Below are 14,738 nucleotides of genomic sequence, written 5' to 3' on the forward strand. Positions count from 1 at the left end.
GATTTAGATTTGCCTCAATATTATCTAAATATAGCTTTGCTTAAAGATCAGCGATTAATTTAACGCCAATTTAATGTCCGATATTGTATGCTTTCTATATAGATGTAGTCAACTGTTTAATCGAAAAGGCAGCATTAATAAGTATACTAATTATTGGCGATCTACTAGACATTAGCTGAATTCCAGGATTTTAGTTTATTCTTCAGAAAGATTGAATGCTTGTCACAAAGCTGCAATAGAGAGAAGGAAGAAATCGTCAATCGTAGCGAAGAATAAATCTTGTCTTATTAACAGGAAAAGGAGAAAGAATATTGAGGCAGATATTGTTATTACTAGTATTGGTAGTTCCATCTTTCGTCACATCTACCACATTTATCAATTTAGCTATGGTACGTTGACAAATAAAGGATGTTTTTTTTCATCATAGCGTCTTTCAAACAAAACATCGAAGCAAATAGATTAATAACAATATTCTAAAGGAGAGTGTAATGAATATAAAAAAATATTTTCAAGTAACGATTCTAATTTCCTGTATCTTGCTTGCAACATTCTTAAGAACTAGTGTCACCAACGCAAATTCAATTACAGGAAACGAAGATGACCTCCAATCAATCCAAAGTGTCATTGACAAGTTATTCCAGACCCGTCTTAATGCTCAAGTAAAAATGACTTTAAGCGACTATTCAAGCATTGCTGATTTAGATAATCCAAAGAGCCAGGAGTGGCTGACTAAAGAAGAGAGGCATGACTCTACACTAATTCAAATTGGTAATGCTTATGGTTATGAATACGGAAATTACAAATATAGCCTCGAATTTAATAAAATAAATGTTAACGGACACCAAGCCGATGTTGAATTGTTTGAAAACAGTTTGATAGAATTCTTGGACACTCCAAACGATCCATTGGTGACTTCAAATTTACTTCACACGATAAGACTAACAAAGTCTAATTTGGGTTGGTTAATCTACGATGATCGATACGAGGATGTGATACATCTGACCATAGGAGAACAAAGTAATGCCACTATCCTCAATAATATTCAGAGAAACATTGAAGCATCTTCAATAAAGAATGAAGAGATGACACCAACAGGTGATCGGAATGAAATAAACTATACTTACAACAGTTCAAATGCTGTAAACTATGCAATGGGTTGGGCCATAAGTTACAATCCTGCATATGCTATTATGACAGGATTAGGAGGCGATTGCGCCAACTTCGTATCGCAAGCTATTTTTGCTGGGACCAATGGTTCAATGTCTCCGGTTCCAGTACCACCGAGTAAGATGCCTGAGTTTGACCAACAATGGTATCGATACTCTGCATATAACCTCTATTATGGTTCTGGAGCATGGGTAAGGGTTGGAGGGCAGAGCGGTCAGAGTGGATTGATGACATTTCTGACAAGCAATACAGGTTCTGGACCATATGGAAGTTACGCCGGTAGATGCTCAGCGTTTGATGGTGATCCTGTATTCTTCTATGATTCTTCGCGGGGTTGGTACCACACAGTAATAATAACCGGGCTTTCTGGTGACTGTACCAATCTGAACAATTACTATGTGAATGGCCACACGCCAGACCAAAGTAGGGTACGTCTTTCTTATTATAGCGCATCGACGATTCAATTCATTAATATCGTCAGTTACCGGTAGATAAAGTTATAGTCGCATGAACGGAAGATAATAAAGTAATTGGTAGGGTTAGTCTATCATGCCACTTTATGATGGACAAGCCCTACCACTATTATATCTTTCTAAAAAACTACTGCTATATTTCAATCAGAAAGGATCAATAGTTTACAGAATGAGAGGATCTAAATGGTTTGGAAGAATTTGTTTGTAGGATTGCTTATTTCTGCCCTCGTTTCATGTCAGCCCATAGTACCAAGCAACCCTATGGTATCAACCTCAACTGTTCAACCCCGAGTGACCAATCCAGACACAAGTTCAACGGATTACCGAATCTTCATTGACCATATGTCCGTAAAAGATCTGTTTGAGGGCGCAGTGATGATTGGTAAGTATGACGCCTTACAATATTATGGATCACCCAAGGAAGCTTATTCATTCCTTTGCTGCCGCATGGCTGAATCTTTGGAGGTGGAAGAATATTCTCGGCACGCAGATTGGATTTCACACTTTGAATTAGATATGTTAACCCCACTTTCGCTCGAGCCTTATTCTCCACTTAGGTTGAACGATGCGGATATAGAGAATGGTAATTTGGTGTTCTTGCGTCAGGCGAGAGCATACCAAACGCAAGATGCACTGCTCGCAATTGAAAATGGAAAGTCATATTTTAATTACCTGATTCTTTCTCATACGAAAGATGGATGGCGAATCGCTGAAATTAATTCTGCTTACCCGACTGAAAATCTTTTAGGAAATTGGTCATCGGACGCAACGGCAACAGCCCAGATGCCGAGTTCCAACGCGTATCTGGAGACTATTGCGAGCCATCCGGACACCTACTTAAGTCTTGCGAGGGTTTCTGGATTACTGACCCGTGTAGATTTACGGTTGCGAGGAATTATAAATAAAACAGTTTTGCCAGATGACGTTTTTGAAGAGAACCTGAACTATATTCTAGATAAATTAAATCAACCACAGAGGGTGATCGTAGAACAACTTTTACCACTTCCCTTCACGGATAACGAATCGTCGATGACAAGTATAGACCTCCAGCAACATCGTATTGTAGTTGAAGCTAGATTAAGGGTGAATGATGATCCAGTGGTGTTGTTTTTTACTTTGGAACGTTTGAAAGATGGGCTGCAGATTTCCAGAATAACTACAGATTATCCTTAAACTCCATGATATCAAATCAAATGACCATAAACGGTAATTGTGATCAAGAATTCGTTCCATAGCTTATGAAAGCCGATTGTCAAGATTTATTTTGAATAGGAGATTATGACATACATACAAACGTAATCCCTGACCAGACTGTATTAAGCAGGTGTTTTTGCCTTGTGCGACATTAACTTAGCAATGGATGAAGGCGCTTGTGGGCTCTTTGGTCCGAATGGAGTTGGGAAAACTATCCTGATTGGCATCTTGGCTGGTCTCATTCAACTGACAGCTGGTCGGGCTATATTATGTGGTTTTGACACCAAGCGTCCAGCACGCGAAGTCAGAAATAGCATTAGGCGCATTCCGTAGGATTTTCTTTGGCTATATCCGGAATTCTCTGCTTACGAATTCCTGGACTTTTGGGCACTGCTTTCCGGTATTGACCTCTCTACCCAGACGATCATGAAGCAGTTAGAGGAGGTCAACTTGGCGTACATGGATAATAAGCAGATTAAGTCTTTTTCCGGTGGAATGAAACAGCGCCTAGTGGTTGCTCAAGCCTTGGCACATGACCAAACAGTGCGGTTCGCAGATGAACTTCCCTCAGGATTGGATCCAGAAGAACGGGTACGTTTCAGGAATATGATTTCAAACCAGGGTAGTAAACGCTATGACTGCTAATCCTGAAATATCGGATTTCCCTCAGCTGTCCAGCTTCGTCAAAAAAACTGCCGAAATGGCCCTCGACCAAGATGGCACCAGAAAGAGTGGATATTGACTGCCAGGACGGTAGGGTTAGGGTGACGCATCACCTGGACAAGCGGGATGGGGTTACCGAGAAGCAATCCATACGGGAAAGACTGCGTGAAACAAAGGCATCTAAGCAAGAAAACCCCGCTGAAAAGGAAAACTTTCAGGAGGTGGAAATAAGTTAGCGCTTTATATCAGATATGAATTGAAAAGCCACTTTAAATACTCAGTGGCTTTTTTCTAGGAGGCAGAGTTTGAAAGAAAATTTCTTACTTCAAAAGACCCGTTCCCTCATACACGAGAGGCGGTATTTCGTTTGAAGAAGCAAGGCGCAGTTCTAAATTTTCTGTTCGGGTTTCCGATATTTCCATATCTTCTGGACCTTTCACAAAAGGTTCAATTAACTCTACGTAATCGTTTCCAATAGGCACATAGAACGATTCAATCAAACCTGTAGAACCTACTCTGAACAGAATATATGCCGTACGATATTCGTTATGGTCTCCAAGCTTTTCTGCGCAATTAGTAACTAACCAAATTATATTTTTTATCTTGTGGATAGGCTTCCATTCACAAGTGAATTCGCTTTGGCTTGAAAATTTAAGGGAAGCTTGACCAATGAGTTGTTCTGTTTCTTTCCAGTTTTCAGTATCATTGTAATGATCGAAGCTATTGGCCTTATAAGGTTCTTTCAACGAAATCCAACCGCCATATTTTTCAACAAGTGCCATAACTTTTCGCTCTTGAGCATCTCCCAGGAGAAAGGTCGCTAAAATAACAAGAGTGATGGGTATAACTATCCATGGAAAAACTCGTTTAGCTGACATTAGTTGTTATATCCTGTGATATTCAATGCAAAGAAATTCGATGGTGAAAAGTATGCAAGGTTGTAAGAACCGAATGGTGAATGGCTTGCCACTTGGATTTTTGTATAGTCATGACAGCTACCAGTGAGTGCTGTAACTAAAACTGCATGTCTCCATCCCCCTGATGTATACTGCATGACAACAACATCGCCACCACTAAGATAGCATAGGTATGACCCAGAGCTATAGCCAATCGGACCTCTTCCGGTGTTAGATGTGAGAAAGCTATAGAAACCACCAACATTAATCCAGGGAAACGAACCTGACTTCGTGTAAGAATCAAAATACCACTTATTGTAGTAATCATTGGGAGTGGACATTACTTGGTTAGTGCCAGCATAAACGGCTTGAGAAACAAAATTTGTACAATCTTGGGATTCCTGCCAGAAACTTGGATTTACCCCATTTTTCCAAGTATTTGCATAATTTACAGCAGCTGTTCTGTTGTATGTGAGATTAATAAAATTAGATGGGGGTGCCGTGTAATCCTGTGGGGGAAAAATCTCAACTTCCCTCTTTTGATTAACAATGTTTCCTTCAATGGTTGAGAATATCTCATCCTCTGATCGGCCTTCAATTTGAAAGGTAAAAGCATCCTGGTAATTATCATTTATTATCCTCCAGCCGGTACCATCATCGATAAGTAGCATTTTGTGGCTTATCTCAGACAATTCAACAGGTAATATTGTCGGATCCTTGAAAGTAACTAGCCCATTCTCATTCAAGAAAACGGTAGCTGAGCTTCCATCTATACTTATCTCAGAAAAGGAAAGGTCAATCTCATATTCTTCATATGGAAGATAAAAGCTTGAATTGATTTTTCCAATTGTTTTTGACCGTAATCCTTCTAATTGGATCCATGAGGGGTCTGATTGGTCATTAGAGATGAAACTATTTATATAGTTTTCATCTTTCAATCCTATCAGGTTTTGGTAGCGAGCTTCAAAATACTTTTTAACAGAAGCAATTATTTCACCTTCGTGGTTTTGGGATTCAGAGATTGGATCATCACCAACACCCGATAAAAAGACACTGCTATGCCGAAACTGGGAATCGACACTTCTTGTTGGACTAGCCCAAGCTGTTTGAAAAGAACTAAGGAGTAGACCAAAAATCAAGAGGAAACTTATTTTTTGAAAAATTCTGTTTTGTTTCATTTTCCATCTCCTTCCAAGATAAAAAATTGATGTTAAACAAATTGGTGAACTATTCGTTTGCTAAAGTAAAAGTATTATGTAATACCTCCTTTCAATACTTCGACCATGATTCTGTCATAAAGACCACGCTCCGTTGATGGGTTGTTCTCTATTAATATAGACGGAATTCCTTCATAAGTGTTTCATATGAATTAGATTTCAAGCGAGTGATTGCGAAAGCAAAAATATTTTTCCTTTAATAACCTTACATGTGCCGTATGCCTCTGCCTTACTTTCAACAACATCAAGCGCTCACCTTCGTCAAAGAAGGTACGGAAGGTTATCAGGCAGGTTTACCTACCGTTGCCGAAGAAAAGCGCGATGGGGCTCACGGCTTACTATGCGGATGTGGTTGATTTTGTGCTGGAGAGTAGGTTTCAAATGAACCTCAGTTCGAATCCTCAAGTGCCTGAGTTCCCCCAATTATCCAACTACAGCCATGAGAAAGTTACTGAAAAGGATTTCGATCATGATGGCTCACCGGAAAGCGTGGATATTGAGGACCATGATAGCCGGGTGCAGGTTACTCACCATCTGGACAAGCGAGATGGTGTTACCGAGAAGCAATCCATCCATGGTAGGCTTCGAGCTGGAAAAGCTGCTACCGATGAACGTCTGGAAAGTAGAGCTAACCTGAAAGAGGTCGAGATAAACTAAAGCTACATTTTTTGAAAATGCCAAGCCTTCCGGTTGTAATGCCGGAAGGCTTATTAATTAAAGATAATCTTCAGGAGGAAATACTGGTGTTGGTGTACGCTTGGGTGTCTGATCATCAGGATGTTGTATTTTCTGAGAGGGCGTGATCAGAGCAACAATAACGTTTTCTCCTCTTTGGTATTGGATTTCCATCTTCATTTCTTCTGTGTTTGACCGGATCACTTCCCGAACCTTATCTCTTTCTGAGGTTACTGAAACGCCATCTATGCTAATCAGGATGTCGCCGGACACAAGACCTGCTCTCTCCGAAGCGCTTCCGGGTTCAACATACAGGGTTTTTCCGTCGCCATCAATAACAATCCCGAGGACTGGCTGTGGGAACAAAGCATATGCTACTATTTTTGTTTCTTCGCTTTGATCAGGAAGCTCTTTTGTCGAGTTTTGCGAAATACACCCGGTTACCAAGCATATGAAAAGTAACGAAATTTCAATAAGTGAGTAAATTTTCTTTTTATTCATCACGTCTCCGTCTAATTATAAAAAGGGAAAGTTCCCAACAGTGTAAGTTATGTCATAAATAATTTAACCACCCGTTAGGTCTGAAAAAAAGATACTTTTCAGACCTAAGACGTTTATTAAATAAAGTATCTCAAAAGAATGCGATTATTCTTCATCATTTTATGGTCTAAATATACTGTCATCGGTCAATTCATCCATCTTGAAATGGCACTGGCTAAGACATGAAAAGAGAATCATCTGGCAGCGCACAGTCTTAGCGATATCCGTTTCCCCACCTTCGAGACCGTTAATCGTAAGGCTGGACAAAATCGTGGTTAAGGTCTCGGTCGGATCATATGCAGGACGGGGTTGGTAAATCATTAAAATCACGTATTCCCCGATTTTGGTGACTACGACGATGTTAGCTTCAGACCCCATTTTTCCAAAGTTGTGCTCAGGCACATATGCAATTGAAGCTGGATGACCGTTCACCATCGAGTTAACATGCGGCAAAGGAGAGAATAGTGTCGCATAAATGTACTCTTGGTTTGCTGCCCACACTCGCAGCTCTTTTATGAAAGGAATGAGTTTTGTCTCGAGTTCATGCCAAACATGCAAAGTGACCCCTTCTCCAAATATCATTGCACTGCTGCTTGCAACACCGTAGGTGCTCACTTTAAACATTTTTAACTGGTTTGGTCGATAGGTAGTGTAATCAACATCTGACCAATCCGCGGGCAATTGCATGGACAGACCAATTTCTTCAATGTGATAGTTGCGCCAGCCCATAACACGAGGAGCTAGTTCACATTCCAGAACAGGAGCCGCCATGGTTGCCAACCGCATCTCCCGGTCGGTTCGCATCGCCTCGTATGTGGTTTCCATGTCAGGAAATTCTCCTTCCCCTTGCGAGGGTAAAGGGGTCTGAGTAGGCTCCGGTGTCGGGGAGGGCGCCTCTGTTAGTGTAAGGGTTGGTGTGTTGATTGGGATTGGTTCGGTAGCTGCATATGGGGTTGTGCTGTGTGAAGGCACTTCCGTCAGTGTTTCAAAGTCGGTGAAAGTTTTGTTTGTGATATTAGTTTCATCCTGACCTGGAGGTACCCCACAAGCAGTAAGCCAGAAGAACAAAATTGCTATAGTAATCGCACAGTTTTTTTTCATCAGATAACCTCAATCAATAATTAGCAGTGGGGATGTAGGAATGATATCTCTTATTCTATATAAATAATTTTCAAAGAAACTGGCAGACCTACTATAAAAGCGACTAGGGCATCCCGCCTGACACCAATTCTGTTCGGAACCGCTTACAACTGTAGATGTATGGCTCGTAATATAAGCAACATGCCCCATATCCCCACGTTCATGCCATCCAATATTTTGTGATGTATAAGGAGGAGTATTAGAGGATTCCCATCCAGGAGTAATATAAACTTGGTAATACCATTCATCTGCATTGCCTCTAAAAGGCACACCACCATACATATAAAAAACGTGCCACGTACAATTTCCCAACGAGCTACTTGTATCACAACATTGGAAAGGGTTCCCAGGGCTATATAATCCACAACATCGTTCGGCAGATATGATGACTTCTTTTTCATCAATGAGCTTTTGGTTTAGAGTATAGTAATTTTCCAACGATACCGTAATAATGGTGCCGAAGATTTCGTCCAGCGAGGTGTTATTGTCCAATTTAATTGATTTTACGATGTGAACAAACATCCTAAGATCGTTGATGTCGTTGGTAAACTTGTGATTTAGCTGAACAAAATGATCTTTCATCTCGATTGAGAGTTGTAAGCTAGGATACGAACCCGTTGTATAACTTATTGCTGCAACAGTATATTTGTCAGAACTTGTTTTTGATTCTAGCAAGTTTACTTCTTTATAATCAAAGATTTCTGAAAGACCATTGAGCCAGTTTGTAATGGCTTTTCCATTTTTTAGCCAGATATCAATATCTAAAAACATCTGTTCGTCTACTAAAGAGATCCTTCTCAATATCTTCTCTGGCTCTGAATAGGGAGTCTCTTGTCGAAATCTCTCATAAAGAGTAAATTCGTCTGAGTAAGAAAAAGAAAAATCAGAGTCATCGAGAAAGCTCAGTTCTTTGTGCACATTGTGATCATCAATAAAAAAGTAACTGGATGAGAATAAAGAAGAAGAGTCACAGGCAGATACTGTAGGACCTGGAGGTACGAGTAATACTAAGAGAAGTGTTCCCACACTTAGCAACAAATAAGTGGCTTTGATAATTTTGTTTGCATGCAAGATATGCTCCTTATTGTTTTTTCACTTATCGCTTTCAAACAGTGGTACAAGCCGGTAAACAAGCACCATGAATACTGAATAATAGAATGGCAGACAGTCCAATGTACAGGATGTTCAAAACAAGTTTAGAAGATTTCATAGTGACCAATATTTCTCTTGTTTGTTCTGGTTCACTAACACCTCGTCATATTTATTAAACGAAGTGAATCATAAAAGTGTTTCAGTGGCTGTTCTTTTGATAGTTCAATTCCTAGCATTACATGTTGATACGTTTCCTTACACACGTGGATAATGCCCTTATACCTTCCTCGACAATTCAACTAAAAAGTCGATAGAAAGTAAAAAGAAATGAATCTGATTCGTAAATACTGGCTATCGTCAGTTAAGCTTCAAGTTGTGAGATTAGTTGAGTTAGTTCATTAACTTCTGGGGATAAAGCCTGTAAGGCAGCTGACTGAAACTCAGTTTTCAAGCGGTACAAGATGATATAGAATTCGAGTCATTGTTTAATATTCAATTTGATCTGGAGATCGTAATTAATCTTAAAATCAGCTTAGTTGAAACCAACTAGTTTTACTCAAATCAAACTTTGCTGCCTTGTATTGAAAGTATTGTTGGTCTCTCTTTTCACTCTAGTTTCTACCTTAACCTTGTGTGCATACTCTCAAGTAACAACTTTTTCGTTTATACTTCAAGAGAATTTTTATTGCTTTCGATTTTGAGCCTTTTATTTGAGAGGTGAAACATTAATCGCATTTGAAACGTTTACTTTATTAATGAACTTTTTGAAAAGAAGATGGAAGGATTTGAAATGGAAAATGAAAAGAGCGAAAAGGGTAGAAACCTTGAATTTGTTTTCTTAGGAACGATCGTAGTTCTATTAGTTGTTCAAACTTTGTTTTCTATCTTTAATTTTGTAGGCATCCAACAATTAAAGCGTTCTTTCACAACGGGGATGTGAACGTAGGTACAAGCGAGTTCCCAGACTTGATAAATAAAAAATTAATTGATTGTGAACCTAGTGATGAAAATGGGAAAAGTGCATTTACTGAATCACTTATCGGATCCCCAACACTTTTAGTTTTTACTAACTCGACGAATGATGAAATGAGGTTCCTAATAAAATGATTACTACAGAAGGACTGAATAAAATTTATGGAAAAGACAAACAAGCTCTGGATGATGTTGACCTGCATGTGCCGCGTGGCGTATACGGTTTATTGGGACCAAATGGTGCCGGGAAATCAACATTAATTCGAATACTCACTGGGACGCTCAAACCGACATCGGGAACGGCAAGAGTGGCGGGTTATGACTGCGTCAATGAAATTGATGAGGTGCGCAAGCGAATCGCGGTTATTCCTCAGGAATTCAGCCTTTATCCAAATCTAACTCCAATAGAGTTTCTGGAATACATGCTCATTCTTTCCGGGAGAGACATTGACCGTCCTTTGATAATGAAACGACTTGAGCAAGTGAACCTGGCGAATCAAGCGAAGAAAAGAATTGGCTCATTCTCCGGAGGCATGAAACAAAGAGTGGCTATCGCCCAGGCGTTGATTCATGAGCCTCAGGTGATTTTTGCCGATGAACCTACCGCTGGATTAGATCCGGAGGAACGGGTGCGATTTCGAAACTTGTTTTCAGAGATCGGTCTTGAGAAGACAGTTCTGCTCTCCACCCATATCACCGAGGATATAACCGCCTCAACAAATATGCTCTCAGTGCTCAACCATGGGAAAATCATTTTCAGCGGATCCACCCGAGAGTTGATCAACACAGCGAGGGGCAAGGTTTGGTCATGTCAGATCAAAACCGGTAGCGAATGGGAAAGGTTTAGATCGCGGAATCTGATTTTTTCCTTCACTCTCGACCAAGAGAATGAAGAGGTGACAGCGCTCTATTCTCCGAAAACCAGTGAAATTGAGAAAGGGAGCGAAACGCTGGAACCCACATTGGAGTATGCATATATGCTTCTGGTTAATCAAGATGGGGTCGGAGAAAGCTGATGATGAACTATCTCAGGCAATTAAAATTTCAGCTTAAAATCTTTTTACTGGAAAAAATACATTGGCTTATTCTTGTCCTGGCGCTCGTACTCCAGTTTGCTGACATAAGCTTCAAGAATAGCAACACCTTTTCTCCAGTATATATTAATAACCTCTCTAGAAGTGTATTCCTGTTTACGTCAATTGTTTATGGAGTTTTAGCTACCCGCTTCTTCCTGATGGAAGTCTCAAAACAATCTCAAATACAATGGGCGCGTCCGAGTTTCAGAGCAAATTTAGTACTTGTTAAATTCTTTGCAATGTTTTTTGGAGTTCTGATTCTACTGCTTCCAACTTTAGTGATTATGCTAATCAGGGGAGTATCATTCAACAATTTGGCAGGATTGGTTCAAGGTGCATCTATATGGTTTTATCTTTTTACGTCAACATTTCTTTTCGCCACAGTATTGAGCATCTTATCCGGTCTGCTGTTACGTAAACCTGCCTTAGCAATGCCTTTCACCCTCATTAGTCTGATATGGTTAGCCATTCGCCAGACTGTCTGGCCTGATTTGGTCAAATACTACGTCTCAGAATCCTTCGGGCTGCTATATGGATACGGTCCTATTCGGGAAACTCTCCAACTTAATCGGGGGTATTTCCTGATGCTATCCATCAGCTTACTTCTGTTAGCGATACTTATCGGACATTTTATCCTCCCTGCAAACAAGGGCAAGTTGAAACTGAAAAATACTATTCTCTGGTTTTCTTTTTTCCTCTTTTTTATTGCAGGAACCATTTACTTAGGATCTCGACTGAATTATCAAGGAAGTTTTATCGTTGATCAACCTGATTTAGAGACTCTTTACAAATCCAACGATGTGTGTGACGCTTTGGATTCTTACGAGGTTGTCATAGTGATCAACGAGCATGGTTATGTTGAAAAGGGAACGGCTTCGGTTCAGCTCAAGAAGGGGCTTGATATCCGTGAGCATCTACTGCTGCTTCCAAGCCTGATGGACAAACCAGTCACTGTGGAAGAAACGTCACCAGGCACATACAGTATTGGGTATGAAGGTGATTTCATTCTGCCGAATTATTCTTACTCTAACCTCTTCCAGGATCCTGAAATTTCTTTGGTTGGTTTCCTGCCAGGTGGTTATATAGATCAATCCAGATTGTTACTTCTAGCTCATGGGCAATGGCATCCCTTTAGTAAATGCGATTTGACCAGGCTGGAGTTAAGGATACCTGAAACGATAAACATTAACTATTCCAGCGCCGATAAAAACAGCACTGCAAACGGAGTGGTTAATCTTTCCTGGGAAGAAAACTTACCCGAGGTATTGATCATTGGGGGAGCGGATTACGTAGAGGGCGATATAAACGGACAAGAAGCTCTATTGCCAGAGTGGCTTGATTCGGACACCCGAAGTCATTATGAGTTAATCCAAACCAAGTTCAGCGGACTTATGAAGCGTGTGGCAATGGAAACAAACGAAGAACAGAATACCATCATTCTCCCCATTGTTGGATCAAGTATTTTGGATAAGAATGGAACTTTTTTTCTACGGTCAACGCCATTCACGATGTTTTTGCCAGATGCCACACCATCGAAGTTGGAAATTGAAGCTGCTTTAGAGGTGATTCAAGCCTGGTGGAGACAAGGAACAGATGACCCAAGTCTTCAAAATTGTCTTTTTAAACGCTTCAGCTGTCTACAACCAACTCGTTCAGTGCCTGATGACAAAAGCGTTATGCCTTTTTTGTATTATTTCAGTCTCAAACTTGCCTCGGAACAAAGCCCGGAAACAGTTGATCTGGACTCAATCATTCAAGTGTATCAAACGATTGATTCCGATCCAGCTTCAATATATGCTGTGCCAAGGATGTTCGACAAAGATGAAGAGAATGAACTAATCGTTAAGCTATCCCAACTTGATCGTTGCATGGAGGATGGAGAGTTCTGGAATGTACTGGTAAAACTCAAAGAGGAAAAAAGCAGTGTGTGGATAGACTATGAGGATTTGGAATCTTCAATTCTGCAGCTTACTGGGTACAGTCTGGAAAGGTTAGAGCAACAATGCCCCCAAAATTAAAAGCTTTTGCTCGGCGTTTTTCCTTGGAGTTTCTGAAGTTGCATAGAGAGGTTTTGGGGATAATCATCGCGTTCTCTGTCGTGATTTTTGGTTATCTCGCCCTAATGGCACCAACTAGTGACGCCGTAGAGTTGCAACCATTCATGAGTTTTGTGATGGGCGTACTCATGCCGTTGCTACTGTCATTGGTAGGGAATTTTATTTTACTCAAAGAGGTTGAGAACGGCTCAATTGATTTCATCCGTACCAGGCAAAGCATGGAACGCTTATGGCTCTATCGAATTGTTGGCTTCCTCTTGCTTAGCGCTTTAGCCAACATATTAATCGTTTTGATTGCTAATTTGATTTATGGACCGATATTGCCTCCTATCATGATGTTCACACTTTTTGTTCCAACGCTGTTTTTTTCAGGATTGATGGGAGTTGCTACTGGTATCACAAAAAACGCTTATGTCGGGGCTGGGGTAGGTATAGCCTCTTGGTTATATATCTACCTACATTCTGAGACGATGACAACCAGACTGACCTTTAATGACATTGTCTATTATCCATTTCTGGAATGGATGATTTATAGGGACAGGCCGTATATGATAACTTCTCTAATCCCAAATCGCCTGGTTATTAGTGCTATCTCAATTCTCCTGTTGGTCTTGTGCTATTGGCTCTATAAGAAGAATCTGCGGTACGTGACCAGTGCAAGGTAGATGTATTGATTGGTTTACAGATTTACGAGATTCTCAGAGTACATATACTAATAATCCAATGGTTTTTTGACCTTGATCGTCTCTCTGCCATCTAGAAAAAAAGAGGCTCTGAGACTTCTCATTTTGCAGCAAAAGCGAAAGATCAAGGATATACAGTTTTAAAAACCGCTCTGTACCACTGTAGAGATAAACTGAGCAGACCGCGCGGCTTCTGGGAAAGGAAACTCGCTAGGATTAATCGAATCGATCAGTTTGTTATGGCTCCTATCCAACGCCTAGTTTACTTCAGAGGAAAGCTTTCCTTTGTTCCGTAAATGCATTGGAAGCATCATATCAATTTCTTCAGGATTAAAGAATTGTTCTTCTTCCTTCTTCAATGCATTTTGTGCTTCAAGGTAGCTCCTTTTGTCGGTTGTTGGTGATGACTTGTAAATTTCAAAAACACGAGCCTGAAGGTCATCTCTAATCTGAACAATCTTTTCACTCGATAATATTGGAAAATCGGTAAGAAGAGATATATAGTCTTCTCTAGCCAACCACAGGTTTATTGCGGTGCTATAATGCCGCTTAGCCTCTTCAACTAAGTTATTATCTTTGAAAAAAAGATTGACAGCAAGCAAGAGCGTCGAAAAAATTCCACCTATAACCGTAAAAGATCTTTCATTTGTTATGATTGCACCTATAAAACCGCTAGCGGAAATGGCTGAAAGAAAAATCTGGCAAAGCTTAATCCTTTTATTCTTTACCTCTAGATTAACCACCTTCTTATGATGAGTGGTGTAAGTGTATACTGCTCGTCCGTAACATTCTCTGATTTGGACGTATAAGTTATCCCGGTGTTGAGAAGAGTTTTCCATGGAGTCTAATTCCTTTACCTAATTTATCCAGGGTATACAAAAACCAATAAATTA

General features: G+C 40.2%; 13 protein-coding genes and 1 pseudogene. 8 read left to right on the forward strand and 6 right to left on the reverse strand.

The window, feature by feature from the left end:
- Positions 1 to 488 precede the first annotated feature (488 nt).
- The 3 genes and pseudogenes from CFX1CAM_RS04690 to CFX1CAM_RS11615 all read left to right on the forward strand — a co-directional run bounded on the left by CFX1CAM_RS04690 (position 489) and on the right by CFX1CAM_RS11615 (position 3,479).
- On the forward strand, positions 489 to 1,658 hold the full coding sequence (locus CFX1CAM_RS04690; RefSeq protein ID WP_087861902.1) for an amidase domain-containing protein: 1,170 nt from the start codon (positions 489 to 491) through the stop codon (positions 1,656 to 1,658).
- A gap of 165 nt (positions 1,659 to 1,823) precedes the next feature.
- Positions 1,824 to 2,813: a hypothetical protein gene (locus CFX1CAM_RS04695; protein WP_087861903.1), complete on the forward strand. Its 990-nt coding sequence runs from the start codon at positions 1,824 to 1,826 to the stop codon at positions 2,811 to 2,813.
- Between the two features lie 162 nt (positions 2,814 to 2,975).
- Positions 2,976 to 3,479 (forward strand): annotated as a pseudogene (locus tag CFX1CAM_RS11615) (ATP-binding cassette domain-containing protein).
- 338 nt (positions 3,480 to 3,817) lie between these two features.
- On the opposite strand, the gene CFX1CAM_RS04715 reads toward CFX1CAM_RS11615, so the two are convergent.
- Both CFX1CAM_RS04715 and CFX1CAM_RS04720 read right to left on the reverse strand, forming a co-directional pair.
- Positions 3,818 to 4,375, reverse strand: coding sequence for a hypothetical protein (locus CFX1CAM_RS04715; protein ID WP_087861907.1), 558 nt, complete (start codon positions 4,373 to 4,375; stop codon positions 3,818 to 3,820).
- On the reverse strand, positions 4,375 to 5,571 hold the full coding sequence (locus CFX1CAM_RS04720; protein WP_087861908.1) for an amidase domain-containing protein: 1,197 nt from the start codon (positions 5,569 to 5,571) through the stop codon (positions 4,375 to 4,377). Before CFX1CAM_RS04720 ends, CFX1CAM_RS04715 begins: the two co-directional genes overlap by 1 nt.
- Positions 5,572 to 5,913: 342 nt before the next feature.
- On the opposite strand from CFX1CAM_RS04720, the gene CFX1CAM_RS04725 reads away from it, so the two are divergent.
- Positions 5,914 to 6,267 (forward strand): hypothetical protein, encoded by a 354-nt coding sequence (locus CFX1CAM_RS04725; RefSeq protein WP_157891706.1) that lies wholly within the window; start codon positions 5,914 to 5,916, stop codon positions 6,265 to 6,267.
- Between the two features lie 57 nt (positions 6,268 to 6,324).
- Here the strand turns inward: CFX1CAM_RS04725 and CFX1CAM_RS04730 are convergent, their stop codons facing one another.
- The 3 genes from CFX1CAM_RS04730 to CFX1CAM_RS04740 all read right to left on the reverse strand — a co-directional run bounded on the left by CFX1CAM_RS04730 (position 6,325) and on the right by CFX1CAM_RS04740 (position 9,036).
- Positions 6,325 to 6,786 (reverse strand): PDZ domain-containing protein, encoded by a 462-nt coding sequence (locus CFX1CAM_RS04730; RefSeq protein ID WP_087861910.1) that lies wholly within the window; start codon positions 6,784 to 6,786, stop codon positions 6,325 to 6,327.
- A 159-nt stretch (positions 6,787 to 6,945) separates the two neighbouring features.
- Positions 6,946 to 7,926 (reverse strand): hypothetical protein, encoded by a 981-nt coding sequence (locus CFX1CAM_RS04735; RefSeq protein WP_087861911.1) that lies wholly within the window; start codon positions 7,924 to 7,926, stop codon positions 6,946 to 6,948.
- 9 nt (positions 7,927 to 7,935) lie between these two features.
- Complete coding sequence (locus CFX1CAM_RS04740; RefSeq protein WP_087861912.1) at positions 7,936 to 9,036, reverse strand: CHAP domain-containing protein; 1,101 nt, start codon at positions 9,034 to 9,036, stop codon at positions 7,936 to 7,938.
- A gap of 811 nt (positions 9,037 to 9,847) precedes the next feature.
- Here CFX1CAM_RS04740 and CFX1CAM_RS11325 point away from each other — a divergent pair.
- The 4 genes from CFX1CAM_RS11325 (at position 9,848) to CFX1CAM_RS04755 (ending at position 13,827) form a co-directional block, all read left to right on the forward strand.
- Positions 9,848 to 9,997 carry a hypothetical protein gene (locus CFX1CAM_RS11325; protein ID WP_157891707.1) on the forward strand — a complete coding sequence of 50 codons (150 nt, stop codon included), beginning with the start codon at positions 9,848 to 9,850 and terminating at the stop codon, positions 9,995 to 9,997.
- 163 nt (positions 9,998 to 10,160) lie between these two features.
- The gene (locus CFX1CAM_RS04745) at positions 10,161 to 11,045 is read left to right on the forward strand and encodes an ABC transporter ATP-binding protein (protein ID WP_087861913.1); all 885 of its coding nucleotides are present in this window, start codon (positions 10,161 to 10,163) and stop codon (positions 11,043 to 11,045) included.
- On the forward strand, positions 11,045 to 13,123 hold the full coding sequence (locus CFX1CAM_RS04750) for an ABC transporter permease (RefSeq protein WP_087861914.1): 2,079 nt from the start codon (positions 11,045 to 11,047) through the stop codon (positions 13,121 to 13,123). The genes CFX1CAM_RS04745 and CFX1CAM_RS04750 overlap by 1 nt, the downstream gene beginning before the upstream one ends.
- Entirely contained in the window at positions 13,108 to 13,827 is a 720-nt protein-coding gene (locus CFX1CAM_RS04755; RefSeq protein ID WP_087861915.1) for a hypothetical protein, read from the forward strand. The genes CFX1CAM_RS04750 and CFX1CAM_RS04755 overlap by 16 nt, the downstream gene beginning before the upstream one ends.
- A 275-nt stretch (positions 13,828 to 14,102) precedes the next feature.
- Here CFX1CAM_RS04755 and CFX1CAM_RS04760 read toward each other — a convergent pair whose 3' ends face one another.
- On the reverse strand, positions 14,103 to 14,684 hold the full coding sequence (locus CFX1CAM_RS04760) for an SLATT domain-containing protein (RefSeq protein ID WP_087861916.1): 582 nt from the start codon (positions 14,682 to 14,684) through the stop codon (positions 14,103 to 14,105).
- Positions 14,685 to 14,738 lie beyond the last annotated feature (54 nt).

It is taken from the genome of Brevefilum fermentans (assembly GCF_900184705.1).
Lineage (GTDB): Bacteria > Chloroflexota > Anaerolineae > Anaerolineales > Anaerolineaceae > Brevifilum > Brevifilum fermentans.